Below are 26673 nucleotides of genomic sequence, written 5' to 3'. Positions count from 1 at the left end.
ACACCGAGCTCCTCCAGCCCCCAGGTGATTCCATGATCGGTCGTATTCCCGTCCTGGACGTCCGTCCCCTCGTCGACTGCGGCAGACGTCCGGCGAAGGCCGTCGTCGGTGAGACCTTCCAGGTCACCGCCACCGTCTTCCGCGAAGGCCATGACGCGGTGGCGGCCAATGTCGTCCTGCGCGATCCGAGCGGACGGGTGGGACCGTGGACCCCGATGCGCGAGCTGGCCCCGGGCACGGACCGGTGGGGGGCCGAGATCACGCCGACCTCCGAGGGCCGCTGGACGTACACGGTGGAGGCGTGGAGCGATCCGGTCGCCACCTGGCGCCACCACGCCGCGATCAAGATCCCGGCGGGCATCGACACCGATCTGGTCCTGGCGGAGGGCGCGGCCCTGCTGGAGCGGGCCGCCGCCGGCGTACCGAAGAAGAACGGGCGTGAGGCGGTGCTCGCCGCGGTGGACGCGCTGCGCGACACCGGCCACTCCCCCGCCGCCCGGCTGGCCGCCGCCCTGACCCCGGCCGCCGAGGCGGTCCTCGCCCGGCACCCGCTGCGTGAACTGGTCACCCGGTCCAAGCCGCTGGCGGTGCGCGTGGAGCGCGAGCGGGCGCTGTACGGCTCCTGGTACGAGCTGTTCCCGCGCTCGGAGGGGGCGAAGCGGGTGCCGGTGGACCCGGCCGACACCTCGCCGGACGCGCCGACCCGGCTGGTCAGCGGCACGTTCCGGACGGCGGCCGAGCGGCTGCCCGCGGTCGCCGCGATGGGGTTCGATGTCGTGTACCTGCCTCCGATCCACCCGATCGGGACGACCCACCGCAAGGGCCCGAACAACACCCTGACGCCCGGTGAGCACGATCCGGGCGTGCCGTGGGCGATCGGTTCGCCGGACGGCGGGCACGACGCCGTCCACCCGGAGCTGGGCACGCTGGAGGACTTCGACCACTTCGTGGAGGCGGCCCGCAACCTCCGGATGGAGATCGCGCTGGACTTCGCGCTCCAGTGCTCGCCGGACCACCCGTGGGTCAAGGACCACCCGGACTGGTTCCACCACCGCCCCGACGGGTCGATCGCGTACGCCGAGAACCCGCCGAAGAAGTACCAGGACATCTACCCGATCGCCTTCGACAAGGACATGCGCGGCCTGGTGGCGGAGACCGTGCGCATCCTGCGGTTCTGGATGGACCACGGCGTCCGCATCTTCCGCGTCGACAACCCGCACACCAAGCCGGTGGTCTTCTGGGAGAAGGTCATCGCCGAGATCAACGGCACCGACCCGGACGTGGTCTTCCTGGCGGAGGCGTTCACCCGCCCGGCGATGATGCACACCCTGGGCGCGGTCGGGTTCCAGCAGTCGTACACGTACTTCACCTGGCGGAACACCAAGCAGGAGCTGACCGAGTACGTCACGGAGCTGTCGGGCGAGGCCGCCTCGTACATGCGGCCCAACTTCTTCGTGAACACCCCGGACATCCTGCCGGGCTACCTCCAGCACGGCGGCCGCCCGGCCTTCGAGGCCCGGGCCGTGCTCGCCGCCACCCTCTCCCCGTCCTGGGGCGTCTACGCGGGATTCGAGCTGTGCGAGAACACCCCGGCCAAGCCGGGGAGCGAGGAGTACCTGCACTCGGAGAAGTACGAACTGCGCCCGAGGGACTGGGAGTCGGCGGAGCGCGAGGGCCGCACGCTGACGCCCCTGATCACCTCGCTGAACCGGATCCGACGACGTAACCCCGCGCTCCAGCAGCTGCGCGAGGTCCACTTCCACCACGCCGACAACGAGTCGCTGATCGTCTACAGCAAGCGTTCCGGTTCGAACACCGTTCTGGTGGTCGTGAACCTCGACCCTCACCACACCCAGGAGGCCACGGTCTCGTTGGACATGGAGCGGCTCGGCCTCCAAGGGCACGAGCGCGTACCGGTGCGCGACGAGCTCACCGGCGACACCTATCACTGGGGCAGGGCCTTCTATGTGCGCCTAGAGCCGGGCATCACGCCCGCGCACATCGCCGTCCTGCGACCGTCCCCGCCGACCGGAGGGTCACCCACACCATGATCGTCAATGAGCCTGTCCACGACACGTTCGAGGACACACCCGCCAAGGACCGTGATCCCGACTGGTTCAAGCGCGCCGTCTTCTACGAGGTGCTCGTCCGGTCCTTCCAGGACTCCAACGGCGACGGAATCGGCGACCTCAAGGGCATCACCGCCAAACTGGACTACCTCCAGTGGCTCGGTGTCGACTGCCTCTGGCTGCCGCCGTTCTTCAAGTCCCCGCTGCGCGACGGTGGTTACGACGTCTCCGACTACACCGCCGTGCTGCCGGAGTTCGGCGATCTCGCCGACTTCGTGGAGTTCGTGGACGCCTCGCACCAGCGGGGCATGCGCGTCATCATCGACTTCGTCATGAACCACACGAGCGACCAGCACGAGTGGTTCCAGCAGTCCCGCACCGACCCCGAGGGGCCGTACGGCGACTACTACGTCTGGGCCGACGACGACAAGCAGTTCCAGGACGCCCGGATCATCTTCGTCGACACCGAGACGTCCAACTGGACCTTCGACCCGGTCCGCAAGCAGTACTACTGGCACCGCTTCTTCTCCCACCAGCCGGACCTCAACTACGAGAACCCGGCGGTCCAGGAGGAGATCCTCGCGGCCCTGCGGTTCTGGCTGGACCTGGGCATCGACGGCTTCCGGGTCGACGCGGTGCCCTACCTCTACCAGCGCGAGGGCACCAACTGCGAGAACCTCCCCGAGACCCACCACTTCCTCAAGCGGGTCCGCAAGGAGATCGACGCCAACTACCCCGACACCGTGCTCCTCGCCGAGGCCAACCAGTGGCCCGAGGACGTCGTCGACTACTTCGGCGACTACGAGGCGGGCGGCGACGAGTGCCACATGGCGTTCCACTTCCCCGTCATGCCGCGCATCTTCATGGCGGTGCGCCGCGAGAGCCGCTACCCGGTCTCCGAAATCCTCGCCAAGACCCCGGCGATCCCGAAGAACTGCCAGTGGGGCATCTTCCTGCGCAACCACGACGAGCTGACCCTCGAAATGGTCACGGACGAAGAGCGCGACTACATGTACGCGGAGTACGCCAAGGACCCGCGGATGCGCGCCAACATCGGCATCCGCCGCCGCCTGGCCCCGCTGCTGGACAACGACCGCAACCAGATCGAGCTGTTCACCGCTCTGCTGCTGTCGCTGCCCGGCTCCCCGATCCTCTACTACGGGGACGAGATCGGGATGGGCGACAACATCTGGCTGGGCGACCGGGACGCCGTGCGCACCCCGATGCAGTGGACGCCCGACCGCAACGCCGGCTTCTCCTCCAGCGATCCGGGGCGGCTCTACCTCCCCACGATCATGGACCCGGTCTACGGCTACCAGGTCACCAACGTGGAAGCGTCGATGGCCTCGCCGTCCTCGCTGCTGCACTGGACCCGGCGGATGATCGAGATCCGCAAGCAGAATCCGGCCTTCGGGCTCGGCGAGTACACCGAGCTGCCGTCCTCCAACCCGGCGGTGCTGGCGTTCACCCGTGAGTACAAGGACGACCTCGTCCTGTGCGTGCACAACTTCTCGCGGTTCGCCCAGCCCACGGAACTGGACCTGCGATCGTTCAACGGACGTCATCCGGTGGAATTGATCGGCGGGGTACGCTTCCCGGCCATCGGCCAGTGGCCCTACCTGCTGACACTGGCCGGACACGGCTTCTACTGGTTCCGGCTGCGCAAGGACGCGCCGCCGGCCTGAGTCGGCGTCAAGCCGTGCGGGGCGGTTTCCACCGTCCCGCACGGGGCACTCTGACCGAAACGAAAGGCCTGGGGCCCTCACGGTTCCGTCGCCTCGGGCCTTCTCGGTTCCGCCGTTCGAGTCCGTACGGACCTTCCTCTCCCGACACGTCCCGCACAGCCGGACAGCCATTGCCGCAATCCGGGACACTCTTCGCATCCTGTGGTGTGCCCGGGGAAAGGACGCGATGCCATGTCGGAGGCTGCATCCACTCACGTCGCCCTGGCGAAGAGCACGAGGAACAGCGCAACCCCAAGCAGTACGGTGGACGGTGCCCTGCTGCCGTCCCTCGCCCCCCTGCTCCACGAATGGCTGCCCCGGCAGCGTTGGTTCGCCGGCAAGGGCCGGCCGGTCACCGGCTTCGCCCTGGTCTCGGCCACCGAGATGCTGCCGCTGGAGGGCACCGCGGGCCCCGGCCTGCTCCATCTGCTGGTCCGGGTCCAGCAGCCGTCGACGTCGGCCCGCCCGGCGGACGACTGCTACCAGATCCTGATCGGCGTACGGAGCTCCCTGCCGACCACGCTCGCCTCGGCCCTGATCGGGCGGGTGGAGCGCGGCCCGCTGGCCGGGCGGACCGTCTACGACGCGCTGCACGATCCGCGCCTGGCCGATCTCCTGCTGGAACGGTTCCGCCGTCCCGGCGCCCTCGGCTCCCTCCGCTTCGAGCGGACCGCCGCGATCCCGGCCGGGCTGCCGCCCCGGGTCCTGGACGCCGAACAGTCCAACTCCTCGCTCGTCTACGGCGATGCGTACATCCTCAAGATCTTCCGCCGGGTCTTCCCGGGCACCAACCCCGATCTGGAGCTGCCGCTCGCCTTGGCCCGCGAAGGGTGCGAACGGGTCCCGGCCCCGGTCGCCTGGTTCGAGGCCCCCGGCACCGAACCGCTCACCCTCGGTGTCCTCCAGCCCTTCCTGCACGGCGCCCGGGACGGCTGGCAGCTCGCCCTGACCGCGCTCACGGCGGGCCGCGACTTCGTCCCCGAGGCGCGGGCGCTGGGCCGGGCCACCGCCGAGGTGCACACCGCGCTCGCCGCGGCCCTGCCCACCCCGGCGCTGCACGGGACGCAGACCCGGCAGCTGATCGCCCAGATGACGCAGCGTCTGGAGGCCGCCGCCCAGGCTGTGCCCGCGCTCGTCCCGTACGTCCCGGCCCTGCGCACCGCGTTCGACGCCGTCACGGCGCTCGGCCACCGGGGCGGCGGGTGGGCACAGCAGCGGGTGCACGGCGACCTCCACCTCGGCCAGGCGCTCCGCTCCCCCGACGGGTTCTGGTCGCTGATCGACTTCGAGGGCGAACCGGCCCGCCCGCTGGACGAGCGACGCCGCCCGGCACCCCCGGTCCGCGATGTGGCGGGCATGCTGCGCTCCTTCGACTACGCGGCCCGCTCGCACCGCCCGTGGAACCCCGAGTGGGCGGCCCGCTGCCGTGCCGCCTACTGCGAGGGGTACGCGCTCGCCTCGGGCACCGATCCGCGCGGCGAGCCGGAGCTGCTGCGCGCCCATGAGACCGACAAGGCGGTGTACGAGGTGGTGTACGAGGCCCGGCACCGCCCCGACTGGCTGCCGGTCCCGATGGCCGCCATCCAGCGACTGGCCCAGTCAGCAGCGGCCTGAGCCCCACTCCCCTCCTTCTCCCCCCTCTTCTCCCCTCCGCCCTCCGAACCCTCCGAGGAGGCAGTCCCTGTGACCGCCCGCAAGCCGTCCCGCAAGGGATCACGCAAGACCGCAGCCGCCGAAGCCAACGCACCTGTCGAAGCCGCGCGTGGGGAGACGGCACCTGAGCCCGCACCGGCTCCGGCACCCGCCTCCGTGGAGACCGTCGAAGCCGAAGCCGCCACGACGGCCACCGCCACCAAGGCCGCCGCCCCCGCCAAGCGCACCCGGCCCAAGCGCGCCGACGCCGTCCCGCCGCGCCCCCGGCAGGGCGGCGACGGCGGGGGCGCCCGCCCGGCGCCCGCCCTGGACGGCGCGGACCGCGGTCGGCTGCTGGCCGGTGACCACCACGCCCCGCACGACGTACTCGGCGCCCGTCCCATCCCGGGCGGGGTGCTGGTACGGGCGCTGCGCCCGTTCGCCCGCTCGGTCACGGTGCTGGCCGAGGGGGTGCGGGCCGAACTGCACGACGACGGGGACGGGTTCTTCTCCGGCGTGCTGCCGGTGAAGGAGGTCCCCGTCTACCGGCTCCAGGTGGCGTACGACGACAACACCATCGAGGTGGACGACCCGTACCGCTTCTGGCCCGCGCTCGGGGACCTCGACCTGCACCTGATCGCGGAGGGCCGCCACGAGGAGCTGTGGCGGGCGCTCGGCGCTCAGCCGATGGTCCACCAGGGCGTGGCCGGGACCCGGTTCACCGTGTGGGCGCCGAACGCGCGCGGTGTGCGGGTGACCGGTGACTTCACCTACTGGGACGGCACGGGTACGCCGATGCGCTCGCTCGGGTCGACCGGGGTGTGGGAGCTGTTCCTGCCCGGGGTCGGCGAGGGCGCGCTCTACAAGTACGACATCTGCCGCCCGGACGGTTCGCACACGGTCCGGGCCGACCCGATGGCCCGCCGCACCGAGGTCCCGCCCGCGACCGCCTCCATCGTCACGGCCTCGCACCACGAGTGGCGGGACCAGGACTGGATGGCGCACCGGGGCGACCGCCCGGTCCACGAGGCCCCGTTCTCGGTGTACGAGGTCCATCTCGCGTCCTGGCGGCCGGGCCTGACGTACCGTCAACTCGCCGACCAGCTCCCCGCGTACGTCAAGGACCTGGGCTTCACGCATGTGGAGCTGATGCCGGTCTCCGAGCACCCCTTCGGCGGCTCCTGGGGCTACCAGGTCACCGGCTTCTACGCGCCGACCTCCCGAATGGGCACCCCGGACGACTTCCGGTACCTGGTGGACGCCCTGCACCGGGCGGGCATCGGCGTGATCATGGACTGGGTTCCGGCACACTTCCCGCGCGACGACTGGGCGTTGGCCGAGTTCGACGGGCGGCCCCTGTACGAGCACTCCGACCCGCAGCGGGCGGCGCACCCGGACTGGGGGACGCTGGAGTTCGACTACGGCCGCACGGAGGTCCGCAACTTCCTGGTCGCCAACGCGACGTACTGGTGCGAGGAGTTCCACATCGACGGGCTGCGGGTCGACGCCGTCGCCTCGATGCTCTACCTCGACTACTCCCGCGAGGACGGCCAGTGGTCGCCCAACGACCAGGGCGGGCGCGAGAACTGGGACGCGGTCGGCTTCCTCCAGGAGATGAACGCGACCGTCTACCGGCGCAACCCCGGCGTCGTCACCATCGCCGAGGAATCCACCGCCTGGGACGGCGTCACCCGCCCCACCGACAGCGGCGGCCTGGGCTTCGGGCTGAAGTGGAACATGGGCTGGATGCACGACTCGCTGCTGTACGTGGCGAAGGAGCCGGTGCACCGCAAGTACCACCACAACGAGATGACGTTCTCGATGGTGTACGCCTACAGCGAGAACTACGTGCTGCCGATCTCGCACGACGAGGTGGTCCACGGCAAGCAGGCGCTGGTGGCGAAGATGCCCGGCGACTGGTGGCAGCAGCGCGCCAACCACCGCGCCTACCTGGGCTTCATGTGGGCCCACCCCGGCAAGCAACTCCTCTTCATGGGCCAGGAGTTCGCCCAGGGCGCGGAGTGGTCCGAGGGCCACGGCCCGGACTGGTGGCTGCTGGACCCCACGTACGAGGCCTCCGACGACCACCGCGGGGTGCGCAACCTGGTGGGCGACCTGAACGCGGTGTACGGAGCGGTGCCCGCGCTCTGGCAGCGCGACACCGTGCCGGAGGGGTTCAGCTGGGTGGACGGCGGAGCGGCCGAGGACAACGTCTTCGCGTTCCTGCGCTACGACGCGGACGGCTCACCGCTCCTCGCGGTCTCCCACTTCTCCCCGGTGGTCCGCCACGACTACCGCCTCGGGGTACCGGAGACCGGGACCGAGGGCTGGGTGGAGGTCCTGAACACGGACGCGGACCGGTACGGCGGCAGCGACGTACGGAACGAGGAGCCGCTGAAGGCGGAGGCGGTCCCCGCACACGGCCGCCCGTCCAGCATCTCGCTGACCCTGCCGCCACTGGCGACGGTGTGGTTCCGGCCTGCGTGAGGGGCTGAGCACGAAGAACTGCCACTCCGTTGCCGGTGGGCGGTTCGGTAAAGGCGGCGCCACCGGACGGACCGGTGGCGCCGCCTTGTCTGCGGGTCCGGCCGCTTGACGGCATTGACGGAACCGGAGCCCCGGGCAAGGCCACGGCAGAGGTCCGCTTGATCATCGGGCTGCTGCGCTTGATGATGGAGAGAAACGACGGCAACCCCGAGGCCGGCCAGGGCCCGAGGCCGCCGTCGATGTCATCGGATGACGCCGGTGGCACTGGGGAAGTGGTTTGCTTGCAACGGGGGCATCGTGTCGAAGTGGGATATCAAGCCGGATGGCGTTCGTAGCGTCCTGAGCAGGACAGCTAAGGTCGGCGGCAAGTTCGAGGACGAATTCGTATCGTACGGCGAGAGCTTGGCTGGTGCCGCGAAGTGGGCGGGCACGATGGTTCTGGGTGGGACCGAGATCCCCAAGGGGGGAGCTTTCGGTCCTGTGGCCCAGGCATTGAAGGAGTTTCAGGAGCGGACGAAGAACGACCTGAGGTTCCTTCCCGTCCGGACGGGGAAGTCGATCACCGGGGCGCGCCTGGCCACTGAAGAGTATCTCAAGGGCGATCTGGAGATGGCGAAGAACAAGCAGGAGCAGTACGCGAAGGCTCCGACTCCGGAGGAGCTGAAGGGCCCCAAGAAGTGATCGATCCGGAGAAGATACCGACCTTCACGGGGAATCTGGAGACGCTGGAGACACATGCGGCTTCTCTGAAGACGACCGCTTCCGGCATTCGTGGTACGGGCAGAGACGTTCACACCGCCTTTCAGGCACTGGATCCGGTCTATGACGCTCCCGAACAGGAGGAGTTGCTCGATTCGACGATTCCTGTGCGGGACAAGTCGGACGAGTTCGCGAAGAAGCTGGAGTCCGTCAGTGGTGCGTTGACCGGTTTCGCGTCGACCGCCCGTCCGCTGGTGACCAGGATGAACCAGCTCCGCGAGGACGCGGAGAAGTTCGTCGCGGACAACAAGGACGATGACGACTGGCAGGAGGATCAGGGCAAGATCGACGAGAACGCGCGTCTTGTCCGTGAAGTCGGTACGACATGGGTGGCGTTCCAGGGCGTCGAGCGCGATGCGGCCAACAAGATCACTTCATTGGTGGGCGGTACACGCTTCGTCGCCGATGACGGTTCGCACAAGGCCGGTATGTACGGCTTCAGGGAAAGCGACGTCAAGGACGCGGAGGAAACCCCTTGGGGGACGGCTGACGAGCGCGAGTACTCGGGGCTGCGGGCTGCGTGGGAGTGGACGAAGGACAACGTCGGCGGGGGCCTGAAGGGATTCTTCGTCGACGGGGTCTGGGGCACGGTCAAGGGCCTGGCCAACATGGTCAACGTGTTCGACTGGGACACCTTCAAGGAGACCTGGTCAGGCATCGGTGACATCTTCGGCGGCATCAGCGGCTACATCATCACGCCGTACGACTGGGCGATGGACAAGATGTTCGGCCCGGCCGACCACACCGACCGCGATAGGCGAAAGGCGGCCCTGCGCGACTTCGGCAAGGCACTGGTCGCCTGGGACGAGTGGGGCAAGGAGCCCTCGCGGGCGTTCGGGGTGGTGGTGTTCAACGGCCTGACTCTCGGTGCGGGATCGCTGCTCAAGCTCGGCAGGTCCGGCAAGCTGGGTGTGGGCGCGGAGGCCGCGACCGCGGTGGGCAAGGCGGGCGCGCTCGTCGACCCGATGAGCTACCTCGGCAAGGCGGTGGGTCTCACCAAGCTGAAGGCCGGCGACTTCATGGAGAGCCTGAAGGCCGGCCAGGCGGGCGTCGACGACATGGCCCGCAACACCCCCACCACGGCCTCACCACGCACGGGTGAGGTGACCACGCCTCCTGGATTCGAGTACGTCGACCACGCGGGCAACAAGAGGGTGGTCGGCAGCGACGGGTACATCAGGGACGAGCACGGCAACGTCGTGCCCGACACCGAACCCGTTGTGGAACCGCACAAGAACGATCTGCCCGACGTCCAGGAGCGCGAGTCCACGCCGGCCGAGGAGAGGGTCCTCGAAGGCGCGGGCGGGCCCGGTCGCGTGGAGAACGGAACCGGGTACCCGAACGGGGCGGCACACCCCGCCGGCGGATCGCACCCGACGGGGAGCGGCGATGCGCAGAGCACGCCGTCCACGGGCGGCCATGCCGCGGACCACTCAACCGGCAGAGGCGTGGACACGCACCCGCCATCCGGCGGGAGCGGTGGGGTGCACACCCCGAGCGGTGAAGGCGGCGGTCACGGGACCCGAGGACATTCCGGTCACGACGCGGGCGGCCACGGCGACGGCCCGGATACACCAAGCGGCACCGGAGGTGCCGACGGCCCGTCCTCGGGCGACGGCAGCGGCCCCGGCGACCTTCCGGGCAGCGGCTCCGGAATGCCGGAGCGGCAGCCCGGGGTCACATGGGAGCGCGACCGGACAGGCCAGCAGCCCAGTGGCCCCATGGCCCCTGCGCAGGAGGCCGCCGTTGCGACGGCTCTCAAGGACTTGAAAGTTCCGCCCGTGGATCAGGGGCGAATGCTGGCCCAGCTGAAGAAGTCGGAATACGGTGCGGCCGTTGCAGAATATATTTCCAGCGGCAGATTTGCGGATGTCCCGGGCTTCAAGAAAGCTGAAGGTCTCCTTTTTCAGGTCAAACAGAAGGGCATGATCCCGGCTGTGCACCAGGCGATGGAACATGCTGCGGAACTCCAGGCCAAGGGGGTGAAGGGAATTGAGTTCGAGGTGAAGATTCCCGGCGAGAACCTCGACCTCGACGTACTGGTCCGCAATGGCGGGCGCATCGATTACGGTGCCCAGCTCAAGGATGTCGACAGCGTCACGGGCATTGGTTCGGCAGTGAAGAAGATCGCGAACAAACAGCTTCTGGGCGCCCTGGACGCAACGGGCCTACCGAGCACCCCGATCGACATCAAGGCCGGAATTCTGGATATCCGGGGCCTGAGGAGCGAGCTCACGGAACGCAATATCCAGGCCGTCCAACGGGCCGCCGACCGCTGCAATGCTTCTTTCGAGCTAAGATTCGATGACGGCTCCGTCACCATCTATCCGACCAATGCCACCAAGCCTTGAGGAGTTTGCCGACCATGCTGATGCGCGCGCCCAAAGAGACCGGCTCGTGGTCCTGGAATTTGGAGGACGTCGAGGAGCCCGGTCTGGAGTTCGCGCTCATGACTGCGGCGCGTATGGGGGTGGTGCTGGAGAAGCACGACCTGCTGGTGCCGTCATCACTTGAGTGGGCCTGGTTCCAGACCGGCAGGGGCGGCCTCGGTGTCCACAGCAGGCTGAACCTCGTCACGCGTCCACTCGACGATCCTGCGCTCCCCGATGCGCTCCGCGCCTGTCGGCCGACCGGTCATCCACAGGCAGAGATCGGCGGAATCCTCGTGCTGGGCTCAGGCACCTGGTTCGACGCGGACGGCGAACGGCACCGGGAACACCGTCTGGTGGAACTCATGGTGGCGCCGGACGAGACGGACCTCTGGATCGAACTGTCCGTGCATCACGATGTCTGGGGCCAGTGCGACTTCCGGGGCGAGCCGCAGCCGTCCATCCACGCCAACAACGCGCCGCGGCTCGCCTCGGCCCTGGAGGAGCTCGTCCAGGTACTCGGAGTCGAGGCGGAGCCCGGCGAGCCGACGTACTACGGTCGCGCGAAGGGATACGGGCTCGAGGCACCCGACCTCGTCGACGGGCGGGGGCCGGACCTCACCGATGCGGTGTTCGGCTAGGGAGTTTCTTTCCGATCCGGTCCACATCGCTCCGGGGAGCACAGCATGACCAAGGACGTGATCGCGCTCACCGAGCGTATGCCGGACGCACGGAGCATCCTGGCGGGGCTGCTCGCGGGCGGCCCGGACCTTCGGGTCGAGACCACCGGCGAGGGCGCCGTGGTCCAGCTGTGCGACGCCGAAGGCCGGCCGCTCGTCTCGATCGAGGTGCCGCTGCTCCTCCAGGTGCCGGGCGAGGCGGCCCGGCTGCTGGGGCCCGGGGCCGAGCTTTCGGATGACGGACCGGTGTGGTGGGTCGAGGCCCGCGCCGCTGCGGGCGTTCCGCAGGCCGAGCAGCTCGCGGGTGCCTTCGCGGCCCGCCTGGCCATGCTTCTGGGCGGCCGCGTCTGGCCACCGGACGCCCCGGGCACGGCCGGTGCGGCCCGCCCGGTCGATGTCTCGGGCATCACCGCCGTACCGGCCCCCGCCGCCGCGCAGCCGGCCGTAGACATGCTCACCGACAAGGCCGCCGTCGTCCTCCAGGACCGGCCGGTCATCCCCATGACGAGCTGGCTCGCCGAGGCACTGCGAGCCACCGTGGAGAGTGACCGGTCCCTGCAGATCGTCACCCCTCCGCACTGCCGCCTCTCCCTGCCCACCCGCACGCTGCTGCAATCCACACCCTCGCGCTGGGTGGTGCAGGACGAACGGTGCGGCTACTACGACGGACTGACCGGCGCGGTACTGCGCTGGAAGGACGACTCCTTCTCCCCGGCCCGGGACGAGAGCGGCCGGACGCCGGTGGCGGACGCCTTCACCCAGGACCCGCCCACCGGCGAACGCCAGCTCATCGTCTCCTTCCGCACCCTGCACCGCCCCGCGGCGGACCTCGTTCTCGGCGGCGCGCTCGAAGCCGCCTGGCAGATGCTGACCGGAGGCCCTCCGGTCAGCTGGGGGACATCGGAGCCGGCCGGTCTGGCCTGGTCACGGCGGCAGCTGACCGAGCTGGCATACGAGCGCGCCCCACGTCCCACCTGGACGGTGGCCGTCGGCACCCCGGAACGCCCCGCCATCGCCACCCTGCGTGTGCTCCGCACGCCGGAAGGCGTGGAGGAGGACATCACCCTCACCGTGGGCTACGGCCCCGGCGAGAAGCCGGCCCTGGAGCCCCTCCCCGCACTGGCCGACGAGCTGGTGGCCCGGCACGGGCTGAAGACCATGATGTGCCGGCTGCGCGAAGCCCGCCGGGACCTGAGCACCCCACCGCGCTTCGAACACCCGCCGCTTCCGTACGCCTTCGTGCTCGGCCCCGCGGAGGTCCAGGAGGCAGGACGCGACACCGCGAGCATGACCCCGCTGAAGGAACGCCCGGTGCAACTGGGCGGGAGCACCCGGCCGGGCTTCTACTACCAACTCGGCAACGGAGATACCGCCGAGAGCTGGGCCGCCCTGGAACAGCTCATGCGCCATCTGCGCGGAGCACCGCCCGACTAGACGGTCGAGCCCGGCGCGGACGGCCGCATGGCGGCGGCGGATACCGGCACCCCGGATCCGCGCCGTCCGCCTGTCCGCTCACCTCACCCCTGTGCAAGGGCGAGGACGTCCTCCAACTCCTGGAGCAGCTTGCGCTTCGGCCGGGCACCGACCATCGACCTCACCGGTTCTCCCGCCCGGAAGACCATGAGGGTCTGGGTCGCCATGACGCCGAAGCGGACGGTGACACCGGGGTTGTGGTCGACATCGAGCTGGACGACCCTGATCCGACCGGCCTCCTCCCGGGCGATCTCCCCCAGCAACGGGGCGAGTTGGCGGCAGGGGCCGCACCGGTCGGCGGTGAACTGGACCAGCACCGGCAGACCGGATTCCAGCACTTCCGCCTCGAAGGTCTCCTCGTTCACATCGGCCACACCTTCGGTATGGATCACGGTTCCCCTCCCAGTTCACAACGTGGCGGCGGCCCACCGAGCAGGTCGACCGAAGGCTCCAGTTCGGCTCGGGCGAGCTGGGCACCGACCTCGGCGCGCACCGCATGCAGCCGGCCGATCAGCGCGTCCAGCTCGTCGAGCTTGCGCCGGTAGACGGCGAGCGAGGCGGCGGGGCAGGAGTCCCCGGCCGGGTGACCGGCCCGCAGGCAGTCGACGAAGGGCCGCGTCTCCTCCAGGTCGAACCCGAAGTCCTAGGGTCCGGATCTGCTGGAGGAGACGCAGGTCGCCCTCGTCGTAGCTGCGGTAGCCGTTCTCCGCGCGCCGTGCGGACAGCAGCCCGCGCGACTCGTAGTAGCGGAGGGTCCGCGTTGTCGTCCCGGCCCGTTCGGCCAGCTCCCCGATTCGCATGGGCCGACCGTAATCCTTGACGCCGACGTCAGGGCAAGGCCGCCACCGCAACCACGAACGTCAGCCGTTGCGGGCCGCCGTGCGGCGGCGCATCGCGTGGAACAGGCCGCCGCCCGCGAGGACCGACGCGCCCGCGAGGCCCGCCAGCGGGAGGGTGGAGTCGGAGCCGGTGGCCGCCAGGCTGCCGTCCGTCTGGGGGGTGGTGCCGCCGGTCGTGGAGCCGCCGGCCGAGGTGGTGGCGGAGCCGGTGGTGGCCGGGTCTCCGCCGGTCGTGGAGCCGGAGGAGCCGGAGGTGGTGCCGCCTGTGGCAGCCGTACCGCCGTCGGAGTCCGAGCCGCCGTTGCCGGAACCGCCGGTGGATGCCGTGCCGCCGGTGGAGCTCGCCTCGCCGGTCTCGACCACGATCTCGGCGGTGTCGTTGGCCGCGTTCCTGTCGAACGGGCGGGCCTGGCCGCTGAAGGAGACCTTGCCCGTGGTGCGGCCGACGGCCTTGTCGATACGGAGCACGAAGGGGTAGGTCTCGCCGTCCGCCGGGTGGACCCAGGACTGGCTGGTGCCGCACGTGTAGTGCGTCGCGGTGACCTTCGAGCAGAAGCCGTTGGCCTTGACCACCGACGTACCGGCCGGGATGCGGACGTCGACGGTGGTGACGCTGGTGTCCAGCTCGCCCTGGACCCAGGCGGGGCCCTTGTTGGCGAACTTCACCTGGGCGGTGACCTTGTCGCCCGCCTTGCCCTTGAGCTCGGCGCCGGTCAGGGCGAAGTCGGCGGTGCTGTCCGCCGTGACGTCCGTGCGTACGGAGGGCTGCGCGTGGGCGGCCCGGTCCGTCTCCGTGGCCTCTCCCCTCTCGACCAGCTTCAGGGGCGCGCCCGTGCCCGGTACGTGGTCGCTCTCGCCGCCGTCGTCGGGCGCCGGCTCGTCCACCGAGACCCCGTACCCCGCGTTGTCGTACAGCGCGCTCGCCCCCGCCTTGAGGCCGAGCGGCTTCTCCGTCCCGTACAGCACACCGGGCTTGAGTGGCTGGTCCACCGTGCAGACGGCGCGGTTCCGCTCCGGCCGCTCGTCGTAGGAGTTGACCCGGAAGTACACGCAGTTGGAGTACGTCTCGGCACTCTCCACGCCGGGCGAGAAGCTGTAGGTCAGATAGACCTTGGGCACGGTGTCCGTCCCCTTGTTCAGCACGCTCACCGGCAGCCCGAACCCGTCGCCCGGAGCGATACCGGTGACGGGGGCGAGGCCGCCGACCCCCAGATCGGGCTCTGTCTCGTCGGCCAGGGCCGGTGCGGCGCCCAGCGCGATCAGGGTGACGGCCGCCAGCGCTGCGGTTCCGCTCAGCAGCGTACGGCGGCCGGAAACGGCGTTCCCCATGAAAATCCCTCGGTCGAATGACGGTCGACTGCCCATGGGGGCAGTGCAGTTGTTCACCCGGAAGACATGTTCCGGCGGCGAATGGTTGTGCGGGGCACGCGAATGTCCTCGTACGCGAACGGCACAAGGACACCCGTACCGGGGGCTACGGGTGTCCTTGCGTCTGGGGGTGTCGCAGTGGCTGGAAAGGGGCGGTCAGACCTTGGCGGGCTCGGCCGCCGTCTCACGCGGCTCGGGTACGTCACCGGAGTCGGCGGAGTTGCCCGCGGGGGCGTGGTCGTCGACCAGCGTCCGCTCGTCGAACGGGATCTGTCCGGCGAGGACCTGGCCCACGCGCTCCTTGTCGATCTCCTTGGTCCAGTGGCCGACCAGGACCGTGGCGACCGCGTTGCCCGCGAAGTTGGTCAGGGCGCGGGCCTCGCTCATGAAGCGGTCGATGCCGACGATCAGGCCGACGCCGTCGACGAGTTCGGGGCGGTGCGACTGGAGGCCGCCCGCGAGGGTCGCGAGCCCGGCACCGGTCACGCCCGCCGCGCCCTTCGAGGCGATGATCATGAAGATCAGCAGCGAGATCTGCTCGCTGGCGCTCAGCGGGTCGCCCATCGCGTTGGCGATGAACAGCGAGGACATCGTGAGGTAGATCGCGGTGCCGTCGAGGTTGAAGGAGTAGCCGGTCGGCACGGTGATGCCGACGACGGGCTTGCTGACACCCAGGTGCTCCATCTTCGCGATGAGCCGCGGCAGGGCCGACTCGGAGGAGGAGGTCGAGAGGATGAGCAGGAACTCGCGGCCCAGGTACTTCAGCAGCGAGAGCAGGTTGACCCCGGCGACCAGGCGCAGGATCGCGCCGAGCACCACGAAGACGAAGAGACCGCAGGTGACGTAGAAGCCGATCATGATGATGGCCAGCGACTTCAGGGCGTCGAGGCCGGTCTCGCCGACCACCGCCGCGATCGCGCCGAACGCGCCGACCGGGGCGGCCCACATGATCATGGCGAGGATGCGGAAGACGAGCCGCTGGATGTGGGTGATGCCGCGGATGATCGGCTCGCCCGCCGAGCCCATCGCCTGGAGCGCGAAGCCCGCGAGCAGCGCGACCAGCAGGGTCTGGAGCACCTCGCCCGCCGTGAAGGCGGAGACGATGGTGGTCGGGATGATGCCGAGGAGGAAGTCCACGGTGGACTCGCTGGCGCCGGACGCCTGCTTCTCACCGGCGGCGCGGGCCGCCTCGGTGATGTGGAGGGTGGAGCCGGGCTCCAGGAAGTTGCCGACCAGCAGGCCGATGGCGAGGGCGACGGTCGACATGACCAGGAAGTAGCCGAGCGCCAGGCCGCCGACGGCGCCCACCTTGGCCGCCTTGCGGACCGAGCCGACGCCCAGCACGATCGTGCAGAAGATGATCGGCGAGATCATCATCTTGATCAGGTTCACGAAGCCGGCGCCGATGGGCTTGAGCTCGACGGCCACCCCGGGGGCCGTGAAGCCCACCAGGATGCCGAGCGCCACGGCGGCGATCACGGCGATGTAGAGGTAGTGGGTACGGTCCCGCTGTTTGGCTGCCACGGCCATGGTGGGGCTCCTCGGCTCGGTCACGGCTTGCGCCCCGTCCCTGGGGCTCCCCCGGTCCCTGGGGGCTCCGGTGACTATCCACCGGCCTGTGACCCCGGTCACCCTTGCGTTCATATCGTTCACGGGCGCTTTCGAGCCACTGGGAGAGCGCGCTCCGGCGAGGCAGACTGTTGGCCATGCGCCTCCCCCGTACCCGCCCCCGCAGCCTGGCCGGGCAGCTCTTCGCCATGCAGGTCGTGCTGATCGCCGCGGTGGTGGCCGGGTGCGCGGTCTTCGCGTACGTCTCCGGCTCCTCCCAGGCCGAGCAGACGGCGACCCGGCAGGTGCGGGCGGCGGCCGTGGCGGTGGCCGATTCCCCGTCCGTACGGGAGGCCATCCGTACCCCGGACCCCTCCGCCGTACTCCAGCCCTACGCGGAGCAGGTGCGCCGGGACACCGGGATCGCCTTCGTCACGATCATGGACACCGAGCGGCGGCGGTGGACGCACCCCGACGCGTCGCTGATCGGCGAGACCTTCCTCGGCCACACCGAGGAGGCGCTGCGCGGAGAGACCTTCACCGAGACGTACACCGGAACCCTGGGCCCCTCGATACGGGTGGTGACCCCGGTACGGGACGGAGACCGGATCATCGGGCTCGTCAGCGCGGGCATCACGGTGGACCGGGTCTCCTCGCAGGTACGCGAGCAGCTCGGCGCCCTCGCGCTGGCGGCGGGCGGAGCACTGGCGCTGGGCGGGATCGGCACGTACGTGATCAACGCCCGGCTGCGGCGCCACACCCACGGGATGAACGCGGCCGAGCTGAGCCGGCTGCACGACTACCACCAGGCCACGTTGCACGCGGTACGCGAGGGGCTGCTGATGCTGGACGGACAGCGCCGGATCGCGCTGATCAACGACGCGGGCCGTGAGCTGCTGGGCATCGCCCCGGAGACGGAGGCGCTGGGGCGGACCGTGGACGAGCTGAACCTGCCCGCGCCGCTGACCGGGGCGCTGCTGGCGTCGGAGGCGCGCGTCGACGAGCTGCATCTGACGGCGGACCGGGTGGTCGTGGTCAACACCCGTCCGGTGGTGGGCGGTGAGCGGCGCGGCACGGTGGTGACCCTGCGCGACCACACCGAGCTCCAGGCGCTCACCGGTGAGCTGGACTCCGAGCGCGGCTTCACGCAGGCGCTGCGCTCGCAGGCCCACGAGGCGGCGAACCGGCTGCACACGGTGGTGTCGCTGATCGAGTTGGGCCGGGTGGAGGAGGCGGTGGAGTTCGCGACGGCGGAGCTGGAGCTGGCCCAGGTGCTGACCGACCGGGTGGTGGGCGCGGTGGAGGAGCCGGTGCTGGCCGCGCTGCTGCTGGGCAAGGCGGCCCAGGCGAACGAACGCGGGGTGGAGCTGGAGCTGGCGGAGGACAGCCTGATCGACGACGGGGCGCTGCCCGCCTCGCTGGCCCAGCGGGATCTGGTGACGATCCTCGGCAATCTGATCGACAACGCGGTGGACGCGGCCTCGGAGGGTGACGGCCTCGACTCGGCGGGGGCGGTGCCCGCGCAGCGTACGGGTTCACAGGGTGCCGGACGGGCCCGGGTCACCGTGACCGCGCTCGCCGACGAGCGGGAGCTGCTGCTGCGGGTCTCGGACACCGGACCGGGCATCGGGCCCGAGGAGGCGGACGAGGTGTTCCGGCGCGGCTGGTCGACACATGGGGCGGGGCGCGGGCTCGGCCTCGCGCTGGTGCGGCAGGCGGCCCACCGCAACGGCGGGTCGGTGGAGCTGGACCGGGCGCCGGAGGGCGGGGCGCGGTTCACGGTACGGCTGCCGCTCGGGGAGCGTACGGCTTCCGGGGACTGTACGGCTGCCGCCCGCACAAAGGAGGTCGGCGCGTGATCCGGGTCCTGGTGGTGGAGGACGATCCGGTGGCCGCCGACGCGCACCAGATGTACGTGGAGCGGGTCGCCGGCTTCACCGTGGCCGCCGTGGCCCACACCCGGGCGGAGGCCGTACGGGTGCTGGAGCGCACCCCGGTCGACCTGCTCCTGCTGGACCTGTACCTGCCCGACGGCCACGGGCTCGGGCTGCTGCGGTCGCTGCGGGCCGCCGGGCACGGGGCGGACGTGATCGCGGTGACCTCGGCGCGGGACCTCGCGGTGGTGCGGGAGGGGGTGTCGCTGGGGGTCGTCCAGTACGTCCTGAAGCCGTTCACGTACCCGACGCTGCGGGACCGGCTGGTGCGGTACGCGGAGTTCCGGGGTGCCGCGGGTGAGGCGAGCGGCCAGGAGGAGGTGGACCGGGCGCTGGGCGCGCTGCGGGTCACCGAGCCGGCCGCACTGCCGAAGGGGCTCAGCGGGCCGACCCTGGAGGCGGTGACCCGGGTCCTGCGGGAGTCGGCGGAGGGGGTCACGGCGGCGGCCGCCGGGGAGCGGCTCGGGATCTCCCGGATCACCGCGCGCCGCTATCTGGAACACCTGGTCACCGTGGGGAGCGCCGCCCGGCGTCCACATTATGGGCAGGTCGGCCGACCGGAACTCCACTACCGCTGGCTGGCCGGAGGCCGCTGACCCCCGGTCGGCCCCGCATACGGCAAGCGCTTGCCGCAAGGGCGTACGGAGGTGACGGGGTGGTGATACCGGCGGTAAGGAAAGCGCTGGTGGGACGCTTGATTGCGTACCGCCCGCCCGGTTCGCGCTAGGAGGTTCCTACGAAGCGTGTTCTGTGCGGGACGGACCGTAGCCAGCGGCGAAATGGACTCCTACGGTGGGGCCGTGCACCCCACCCCGCCCTTCAACGCCCCCGCCGCGCGCCGACTCCGCGAGGCACTGGGGATGGCTCCCGGACATGTCGCCTACGGCCTCGCCGCGCAGTACGGGCTCCGGATACCCGCCGAGACCGTCGTCGCCTGGGAACGCGGTCTCGCGACCCCCGGCGAACGCGAACTGACCGCCCTCGCCGGAGTCCTCTGGTGCGCCCCCGGCGAACTGCTGGCCGCCGCCTCCACCCTGCGCGAGCACCGGATGAGCCGGGAGCTCTCGGTGGACGACCTGGCGCGGCAGCTCGGGATGACCGGGGCCTCGTACCTGCGGATGGAGGAAACAGGGCGCTGGAAGGGCAACGAGCGGCAGTCCGCCGCGCTGTGCCGGGCGCTCGGCCTGTCACCGGCCCAGTTCCTCACGGCGACCGGCCGCGACGAGGAACTGGCGGAGCTGCTGACCAGTGCGGTCACCACACGCTGGCAGGCGTACGTCCGCCCGGTGGCGAAGATCGTCCCGCTGGAGCGGGGGCAGATCCAGGACGTCCTGGAACAGCTGCACGCGGACTACCAGGCCCTGATGGTCTCCACCCTGAGCTGGAGCAGCACAAGCCAGGAACGGTCCGCGACGACGGGTGACGCGGGACGGGCGTTCCTGGCCCGGGTGGTGGACCAGTTCTGGCGGATGGCGGGGGTGTGAGCCCCGTAGACGCTCAGCGGGATGTGAACCCCGCAGACGGCTAGAACACCGACTCCGCCTCGTACATCCGCTCCACCGGGACCGTCTTCAGCTGCGTGACGGCGTCCGCGAGCGGCACCATGGCGATGTCGTTGCCGCGCAGGGCGGTCATCCGGCCGAAGTCGCCTCGGTGCACGGCCTCCACGGCGTTCCAGCCGAAGCGGGTGGCCAGGACGCGGTCGTACGCGGTGGGCGTGCCGCCGCGCTGGACATGGCCGAGAATGACCGGCCGGGCCTCCTTGCCGAGCCGGGTCTCCAACTCGACGGCCAGGCGGTTGCCGATGCCCTGGAAGCGCTCGTGGCCGTACTGGTCGATGGCGCCCTTGGCGTACGGCATGGAGCCCTCGGCCGGGTGCGCGCCCTCGGCCACGCAGATGACGGCGAACTTCTTGCCGCGCGCGAACCGCTCCTCGACCATCTTGACCAGGTCGTCGACCTGGAAGGGGCGCTCGGGCAGGCAGATGCCGTGGGCGCCGCCGGCCATCCCGGACTCCAGCGCGATCCAGCCCGCGTGGCGGCCCATGACCTCGACGACCATCACCCGCTGGTGGGACTCGGCGGTCGTCTTGAGACGGTCTATGGCCTCGGTCGCGACGCCGACTGCCGTGTCGAAGCCGAAGGTCCGGTCGGTGGCGGAGATGTCGTTGTCGATGGTCTTCGGGACGCCGACGACCGGCATGCCCGCGTCGGAGAGCATCCGGGCCGCCGTCAGCGTGCCCTCGCCGCCGATCGGGATGAGCGCGTCGATGTCGTAACGGCGGGCCAGCTCCTCGCAGTTCTCGGCGGCCTCGCGCAGCCGGTCGCGCTCCAGGCGGGCCGAGCCGAGGATGGTGCCGCCGCGGGCGAGGATGCCGCTGACCGCGTTGAGGTCGAGGGGGCGGTAATGGCCGTCCAGCAGCCCCTTGAAGCCGTCCTCGAAGCCGATGACCTCGTCGCCGTGGCCCACGACGGCCCGGTGGACGACCGACCGGATCACTGCGTTCAGGCCGGGGCAGTCGCCGCCCGCGGTGAGAATTCCGATGCGCATCGAGGTGTGTCTCCTGCTCGTTAGTACCGCGCTTTCCGGGGGACCGGCTGAGGCGGACCCCGTGCCCTGAACCACGTCGATTGTCCCACGCCGGGCGCGCGACCCGCGCTTTCGGCCGGGCGGACCGCGGAAGCGGGTAGGAGGGATCCGGAGGGCGGAACCTCCGGCGGGCGGTATAGCGGCCCGCGCAGGTATCGTCAAGAGGCAATGCAGGCCAATGGCCGCACCCCTCGGAGCGCCGGGGACAGCGCGGGGAGACCCCCCACGTCCTGGACGGACCGCGGGGAGCGGCACCGCACAACGACGGGAGAGCACGCGTGGCGCGCAGCGTGTACGTGACCGGGATCGACCGGGGGGACGGCCGGCAGGTCGTCGAGCTGGGAGTCATGGAGCTACTGACGCGTCAGGTGGACCGGGTCGGGGTCTTCCGTCCGCTGGTCCACGACGGGCCCGACCGGCTCTACGAGCTGCTGCGGGCGCGTTACCGGCTCTCCCAGAGCCCCGCCTCCGTCTACGGCCTGGACTACCACGAGGCCTCCACCGTGCAGGCGGAGAAGGGGACCGACGAGCTGGTCTCGCTCCTGGTGGACCGCTTCCACCAGGTGGCCCGGGAGTACGAGGTGGTCCTCGTCCTCGGCAGCGACTTCGCCGACACCCAGCTCCCCGACGAGCTGGCACTGAACGCGCGCCTGGCCAACGAGTTCGGCGCCTCGGTGATCGCGGTCGTCGGCGGCAAGGGCCAGACCGCGGAGTCCGTCCGCGCCGAGACCCGTAACGCGTATCGCGCCTACGCCGGGCTCGGCTGCGACGTACTGGCGATGGTGGTGAACCGGGTCGCCCCCGAGGACCGGGCGGTGATAGCGGAGCGGCTGGCGGCCCGGCTGCCGGTGCCCGTCTCCGTGCTGCCGGACGACCCGGCGCTCTCCGCCCCGACGGTCGCCCAGATCACCGCCGCCCTGGACGGCACGGTGCTGCTCGGCGACGACGCGGGGCTCGCGCGGGACGCGCTGGACTTCGTCTTCGGCGGGGCGATGCTGCCGAACCTGCTGAACGCCCTGACGCCCGGCTGCATGGTGGTGACGCCCGGGGACCGGTCCGACCTGGTGGTGGGTTCGCTGGCCGCGCACAGCGCCGGGACCCCGCCCATCGCGGGCATCCTGCTGACCCTGAACGAGCGCCCCGGCGAGGAGATACTCACGCTGGCCGCCCGGCTCGCACCGGGGACCCCGGTCGTCTCGGTGGCCGGCGGCTCCTTCCCCACGGCGGCCGAACTCTTCACCCTGGAAGGGAAGTTGAACGCGGCGACGCCCCGTAAGGCGGAGACCGCGCTCGGCCTCTTCGAGCGCCATGTCGACACCGGCGCCCTCCTGGAGCGGATCTCGGTGGCCCGCAGCGGCCGGGTCACGCCGATGATGTTCGAGCACGAACTGCTGGAGCAGGCCCGCTCCGACCGCAAGCGCGTGGTGCTGCCCGAGGGCACCGAGGAGCGGGTGCTGCGCGCGGCGGACGTCCTGCTGCGCCGCGACGTCTGCGACCTCACCCTCCTCGGCGATGTGGACACGATCCGCAAGAAGGCCGCCGACCTGGGCATCGACCTCGCCGAGACCCAGATCGTCGACCCGCAGACCTCCGAGCTGCGCCAGGCCTTCGCCGAGCGGTACGCCCAGCTGCGCGCGCACCGCGGGGTGACGGTGGAGCTGGCGTACGACGTGGTGGCGGACGTCAACTACTTCGGCACGCTGATGGTGCAGGAGGGCCTGGCCGACGGGATGGTGTCGGGGTCGGTGCACTCCACGGCGGCGACGATCCGCCCCGCCTTCGAGATCATCAAGACCAAGCCGGACGCCTCGATCGTCTCCTCGGTCTTCTTCATGTGCCTGGCCGACAAGGTCCTCGTCTACGGCGACTGCGCGGTCAACCCGGACCCGAACGCCGAACAGCTCGCGGACATCGCGGTGCAGTCGGCGGTGACGGCGGCCCGCTTCGGCGTGGAGCCCCGGATCGCGATGCTGTCGTACTCCACCGGCACCTCCGGCTCCGGCGCGGACGTCGACAAGGTACGGGAGGCGACCGAGCGGGTGCGGGCCGAGCGGCCCGAGCTGCGGGTGGAGGGGCCGATCCAGTACGACGCGGCGGTGGAGCCGTCCGTCGCGGCGACGAAGCTGCCGGGGTCGGAGGTGGCCGGGCAGGCCACCGTGCTGATCTTCCCGGACCTCAACACCGGCAACAACACCTACAAGGCCGTGCAGCGTTCGGCGGGCGCGGTGGCGGTCGGCCCGGTGCTCCAGGGGCTGCGCAAGCCCGTCAACGACCTCTCCCGGGGCGCCCTCGTCCAGGACATCGTCAACACGGTGGCGATCACGGCGATCCAGGCGCAGGGCGAGGAGCGCCCCGCATGACGACCACCACTCCCTTCGGAAACGAAAGCACGGCAGCCCCTGTGGAACCGCACCGCGTCCTCGTCCTCAACTCCGGCTCCTCCTCGGTGAAGTACCAGCTCCTCGACATGCGCGACCGCTCGCGGCTCGCCTCCGGTCTGGTGGAGCGGATCGGTGAGGAGACCTCGCGCCTGGTGCACACCCCGCTGGCCGGCGGCGGCGCCGAGCCCCGGGAGCGTACGGGCCGGATAGCCGACCACGAAGCGGCGCTCAAGGCGGCGGCCGAGGAGCTGACGGCGGACGGGCTGGGCCTCGACTCCCCCGAACTCGCCGCGATCGGCCACCGGGTGGTGCACGGCGGGCTGAAGTTCTCCGCGCCGACCGTGATCACCGACGAGGTGCTCAAGGAGATCGAACGCCTCGTCCCGGTCGCCCCGCTGCACAACCCGGCCAACATCACGGGCATCCGGACGGCGCAGGCGCTGCGCCCGGACCTGGCGCAGGTCGCGGTCTTCGACACGGCGTTCCACACGACGATCCCCGAGGCGGCCGCCCGGTACGCGATCGATGTGGAGACCGCCGACGCGCACCGCATCCGCCGCTACGGCTTCCACGGCACCTCGCACGCGTACGTGTCGCGGAAGACGGCCGAGCTGCTGGGCAAGGCGCCCGAGGACGTCAACGTCATCGTGCTGCACCTGGGCAACGGGGCCTCCGCATCGGCGGTCGCGGGCGGGCGGTGCGTGGAGACGTCCATGGGGCTGACCCCCTTGGAGGGGCTCGTGATGGGTACGCGCTCCGGGGACATCGATCCGGCGGTCACCTTCCACCTGAAGCGGGTGGCGGGCATGTCGACGGACGAGATCGATGTCCTGCTCAACAAGAAGAGCGGGCTGGTCGGCCTCTGCGGCGACAACGACATGCGGGAGATCCGACGCCGGATCGAGGAGGGCGACGAGCAGGCCGCGCTCGCCTTCGACATCTACATCCACCGGCTGAAGAAGTACATCGGCGCGTACGCGGCGGTGCTCGGCCGGGTGGACGCGGTGGCGTTCACGGCGGGGGTCGGGGAGAACTCGGCCCCGGTGCGGGAGGCTGCCATCGCGGGTCTGGAGGAGTTCGGTCTCGCGGTGGACGCCGGCCTCAACGCCGTACGGTCCGGTGAGCCGCGGCTGATCTCTCCGGAGTACGCACGGGTGGCGGTCGCCGTGGTGCCGACGGACGAGGAGCTGGAGATCGCCGACCAGACGTTCGCGCTCGTCGCCCCGGACGCCGTACAGGTCGACAACTGAGCACCCCCGCGCCCCTTTGTATCTTCCACCAGACGGAATATTCCGCAGCGAAACAAACCGATAGGATCCGCCCTATGCGCCGTTCCAAAATCGTCTGCACCCTCGGTCCCGCCGTCGACTCCCATGAGCAGCTCGTCGCTCTGATCGAGGCCGGCATGAGCGTGGCCCGTTTCAACTTCAGTCACGGCTCCCACGAGGAACACCAGGGCCGGTACGACCGTGTCCGCAAGGCGGCCGCCGAGACCGGCCGCGCGGTGGGCGTGCTCGCCGACCTCCAGGGCCCGAAGATCCGGCTGGCCAAGTTCGCCGAAGGCCCGGTGGAGCTGGTCCGCGGGGACGAGTTCACCATCACCTCCGAGGACGTCCCCGGCGACAAGTCGATCTGCGGCACGACCTACAAGGGTCTGCCCGGCGATGTCACCAAGGGCGACCCGATCCTGATCAACGACGGCAACGTCGAGTTGAAGGTCATCGAGGTCGTCGGCCCCCGGGTCAAGACCATCGTCATCGAGGGCGGTGTCATCTCCGACCACAAGGGCATCAACCTGCCCGGCGCGGCGGTGAACGTTCCCGCTCTCTCCGAGAAGGACGTCGAGGACCTGCGCTTCGCCCTGCGGATGGGCTGCGACCTGGTCGCCCTCTCCTTCGTCCGGGACGCCGACGACGTCAAGGACGTCCACAAGGTGATGGACGAGGAGGGCCGCCGGGTCCCCGTCATCGCCAAGGTGGAGAAGCCGCAGGCGGTGGAGCACATGGAGGGCGTCGTCATGGCGTTCGACGGTGTGATGGTGGCCCGTGGCGACCTGGCGGTGGAGTACCCGCTGGAGAAGGTCCCGATGGTGCAGAAGCGCCTCATCGAACTGTGCCGCCGCAACGCCAAGCCGGTGATCGTGGCGACCCAGATGATGGAGTCGATGATCACCAACTCGCGGCCGACCCGCGCCGAGGCGTCCGACGTCGCCAACGCGATCCTGGACGGCGCGGACGCGGTCATGCTGTCGGCCGAGTCGTCGGTGGGCGCGTACCCGATCGAGACGGTCAAGACGATGTCGAAGATCGTCGTCGCCGCCGAGGAGGAGCTGCTCTCCAAGGGCCTCCAGCCGCTGGTCCCCGGCAAGAAGCCCCGTACGCAGGGCGGCTCGGTGGCCCGTGCGGCCTGCGAGATCGCGGACTTCCTGGACGGCAAGGCCCTGGTCGCCTTCACCCAGTCCGGCGACACCGCCCGCCGCCTCTCCCGCTACCGCGCGGCCCAGCCGATCCTGGCCTTCACCACGGACGAGGGCACCCGCAACCAGCTGGCCCTGAGCTGGGGCGTCGAGTCGCACGTGGTCCCGCACGCGGACAACACCGACGCGATGGTCGACCTGGTCGACGCGGAGCTGCTGAAGCTCAACCGCTACAACCACGGCGACACGATGGTCATCACGGCCGGTTCGCCCCCCGGCATCCCCGGCACCACCAACATGGTCCGGGTCCACCACCTGGGCGGCGAGCAGGGCTAGTCCCGCAAGCCGAACGACCCCGAGGGGCGGTGTTCCGGAGCGATCCGGAGCACCGCCCCTCGGCGTTCG

Annotated in this window: 18 protein-coding genes and 1 pseudogene; 14 read left to right on the top strand and 5 right to left on the bottom strand. The window is 70.6% G+C overall.

Annotated features, from left to right (window positions below; genetic code table 11):
* The first annotated feature begins 32 nt into the window (after positions 1-32).
* The 8 genes from GTY67_RS24950 to GTY67_RS24915 all read left to right on the top strand — a co-directional run bounded on the left by GTY67_RS24950 (position 33) and on the right by GTY67_RS24915 (position 13154).
* A complete protein-coding gene (locus GTY67_RS24950) occupies positions 33-2051 on the top strand; it encodes an alpha-1,4-glucan--maltose-1-phosphate maltosyltransferase (RefSeq protein WP_161280358.1) in 2019 nt (672 codons plus the stop codon).
* Complete coding sequence (gene treS, locus GTY67_RS24945; protein ID WP_161280357.1) at positions 2048-3754, top strand: maltose alpha-D-glucosyltransferase; 1707 nt, start codon at positions 2048-2050, stop codon at positions 3752-3754. Before GTY67_RS24950 ends, treS begins: the two co-directional genes overlap by 4 nt.
* A gap of 231 nt (positions 3755-3985) precedes the next feature.
* Positions 3986-5407: a phosphotransferase gene (locus GTY67_RS24940; RefSeq protein ID WP_093692855.1), complete on the top strand. Its 1422-nt coding sequence runs from the start codon at positions 3986-3988 to the stop codon at positions 5405-5407.
* Positions 5408-5476: 69 nt separating this feature from the next.
* A complete protein-coding gene (gene glgB, locus GTY67_RS24935; RefSeq protein WP_161280356.1) occupies positions 5477-7912 on the top strand; it encodes a 1,4-alpha-glucan branching enzyme in 2436 nt (811 codons plus the stop codon).
* A gap of 258 nt (positions 7913-8170) precedes the next feature.
* Positions 8171-8593, top strand: coding sequence for a DUF6507 family protein (locus GTY67_RS24930; RefSeq protein ID WP_343238764.1), 423 nt, complete (start codon positions 8171-8173; stop codon positions 8591-8593).
* Positions 8590-11022 carry a hypothetical protein gene (locus GTY67_RS24925; RefSeq protein ID WP_161280354.1) on the top strand — a complete coding sequence of 811 codons (2433 nt, stop codon included), beginning with the start codon at positions 8590-8592 and terminating at the stop codon, positions 11020-11022. Before GTY67_RS24930 ends, GTY67_RS24925 begins: the two co-directional genes overlap by 4 nt.
* A gap of 14 nt (positions 11023-11036) precedes the next feature.
* On the top strand, positions 11037-11681 hold the full coding sequence (locus tag GTY67_RS24920) for a hypothetical protein (protein ID WP_161280353.1): 645 nt from the start codon (positions 11037-11039) through the stop codon (positions 11679-11681).
* A 45-nt stretch (positions 11682-11726) separates the two neighbouring features.
* Complete coding sequence (locus GTY67_RS24915; protein ID WP_161280352.1) at positions 11727-13154, top strand: DUF6177 family protein; 1428 nt, start codon at positions 11727-11729, stop codon at positions 13152-13154.
* An 83-nt stretch (positions 13155-13237) separates the two neighbouring features.
* Here the strand turns inward: GTY67_RS24915 and GTY67_RS24910 are convergent, their stop codons facing one another.
* The 4 genes and pseudogenes from GTY67_RS24910 to GTY67_RS24895 all read right to left on the bottom strand — a co-directional run bounded on the left by GTY67_RS24910 (position 13238) and on the right by GTY67_RS24895 (position 16930).
* On the bottom strand, positions 13238-13585 hold the full coding sequence (locus tag GTY67_RS24910; RefSeq protein WP_161280351.1) for a thioredoxin family protein: 348 nt from the start codon (positions 13583-13585) through the stop codon (positions 13238-13240).
* Positions 13582-13993: pseudogene (locus GTY67_RS24905) on the bottom strand (MerR family transcriptional regulator). The gene GTY67_RS24910 and the pseudogene GTY67_RS24905 overlap by 4 nt, the downstream one beginning before the upstream one ends.
* A gap of 60 nt (positions 13994-14053) precedes the next feature.
* Entirely contained in the window at positions 14054-15361 is a 1308-nt protein-coding gene (locus tag GTY67_RS24900; RefSeq protein ID WP_161280350.1) for an LPXTG cell wall anchor domain-containing protein, read from the bottom strand.
* Positions 15362-15556: 195 nt separating this feature from the next.
* Positions 15557-16930, bottom strand: coding sequence for a cation:dicarboxylase symporter family transporter (locus GTY67_RS24895; RefSeq protein WP_161280349.1), 1374 nt, complete (start codon positions 16928-16930; stop codon positions 15557-15559).
* 176 nt (positions 16931-17106) lie between these two features.
* Between GTY67_RS24895 and GTY67_RS24890 the strand changes: the two genes are divergently transcribed.
* From GTY67_RS24890 to GTY67_RS24880, 3 genes are all read left to right on the top strand, one after another.
* Positions 17107-18807 carry a sensor histidine kinase gene (locus tag GTY67_RS24890; protein ID WP_161280348.1) on the top strand — a complete coding sequence of 567 codons (1701 nt, stop codon included), beginning with the start codon at positions 17107-17109 and terminating at the stop codon, positions 18805-18807.
* Positions 18804-19478, top strand: coding sequence for a response regulator (locus tag GTY67_RS24885; protein WP_018509853.1), 675 nt, complete (start codon positions 18804-18806; stop codon positions 19476-19478). The genes GTY67_RS24890 and GTY67_RS24885 overlap by 4 nt, the downstream gene beginning before the upstream one ends.
* 183 nt (positions 19479-19661) lie before the next feature.
* The gene (locus GTY67_RS24880; RefSeq protein WP_202462337.1) at positions 19662-20366 is read left to right on the top strand and encodes a helix-turn-helix transcriptional regulator; all 705 of its coding nucleotides are present in this window, start codon (positions 19662-19664) and stop codon (positions 20364-20366) included.
* A 40-nt stretch (positions 20367-20406) separates the two neighbouring features.
* Here the strand turns inward: GTY67_RS24880 and GTY67_RS24875 are convergent, their stop codons facing one another.
* On the bottom strand, positions 20407-21432 hold the full coding sequence (locus GTY67_RS24875; RefSeq protein WP_093693147.1) for an ATP-dependent 6-phosphofructokinase: 1026 nt from the start codon (positions 21430-21432) through the stop codon (positions 20407-20409).
* Positions 21433-21749: 317 nt separating this feature from the next.
* Here GTY67_RS24875 and pta point away from each other — a divergent pair, with 317 nt between their 5' ends.
* The 3 genes from pta to pyk all read left to right on the top strand — a co-directional run bounded on the left by pta (position 21750) and on the right by pyk (position 26604).
* A complete protein-coding gene (pta, locus tag GTY67_RS24870; protein WP_093693146.1) occupies positions 21750-23831 on the top strand; it encodes a phosphate acetyltransferase in 2082 nt (693 codons plus the stop codon).
* Positions 23832-23872: 41 nt separating this feature from the next.
* Positions 23873-25102 (top strand): acetate kinase, encoded by a 1230-nt coding sequence (locus GTY67_RS24865; RefSeq protein ID WP_343238810.1) that lies wholly within the window; start codon positions 23873-23875, stop codon positions 25100-25102.
* 74 nt (positions 25103-25176) lie between these two features.
* Positions 25177-26604 carry a pyruvate kinase gene (gene pyk, locus GTY67_RS24860; protein ID WP_093693144.1) on the top strand — a complete coding sequence of 476 codons (1428 nt, stop codon included), beginning with the start codon at positions 25177-25179 and terminating at the stop codon, positions 26602-26604.
* Positions 26605-26673: the final 69 nt, after the last annotated feature.

It is taken from the genome of Streptomyces sp. SID8374 (genome assembly GCF_009865135.1).
Taxonomy (GTDB): Bacteria; Actinomycetota; Actinomycetes; order Streptomycetales; family Streptomycetaceae; genus Streptomyces.
This window is presented reverse-complemented; position numbering and strand designations above follow the sequence as displayed.

Excerpts from the sequence above, each read along its gene's own strand:
- GTY67_RS24950 (WP_161280358.1), top strand. The coding sequence starts at position 33 with ATGATCGGTCGTATTCCCGTCCTGGACGTCCGTCCCCTCGTCGACTGC.
- treS (WP_161280357.1), top strand. The coding sequence starts at position 2,048 with ATGATCGTCAATGAGCCTGTCCACGACACGTTCGAGGACACACCCGCC.
- GTY67_RS24940 (WP_093692855.1), top strand. The coding sequence starts at position 3,986 with ATGTCGGAGGCTGCATCCACTCACGTCGCCCTGGCGAAGAGCACGAGG.
- GTY67_RS24920 (WP_161280353.1), top strand. The coding sequence starts at position 11,037 with ATGCTGATGCGCGCGCCCAAAGAGACCGGCTCGTGGTCCTGGAATTTG.
- GTY67_RS24915 (WP_161280352.1), top strand. The coding sequence starts at position 11,727 with ATGACCAAGGACGTGATCGCGCTCACCGAGCGTATGCCGGACGCACGG.
- GTY67_RS24900 (WP_161280350.1), bottom strand. The coding sequence starts at position 15,361 with ATGGGGAACGCCGTTTCCGGCCGCCGTACGCTGCTGAGCGGAACCGCA.
- GTY67_RS24895 (WP_161280349.1), bottom strand. The coding sequence starts at position 16,930 with ATGGCCGTGGCAGCCAAACAGCGGGACCGTACCCACTACCTCTACATC.
- GTY67_RS24890 (WP_161280348.1), top strand. The coding sequence starts at position 17,107 with ATGCGCCTCCCCCGTACCCGCCCCCGCAGCCTGGCCGGGCAGCTCTTC.
- GTY67_RS24880 (WP_202462337.1), top strand. The coding sequence starts at position 19,662 with ATGGACTCCTACGGTGGGGCCGTGCACCCCACCCCGCCCTTCAACGCC.
- GTY67_RS24875 (WP_093693147.1), bottom strand. The coding sequence starts at position 21,432 with ATGCGCATCGGAATTCTCACCGCGGGCGGCGACTGCCCCGGCCTGAAC.
- pyk (WP_093693144.1), top strand. The coding sequence starts at position 25,177 with ATGCGCCGTTCCAAAATCGTCTGCACCCTCGGTCCCGCCGTCGACTCC.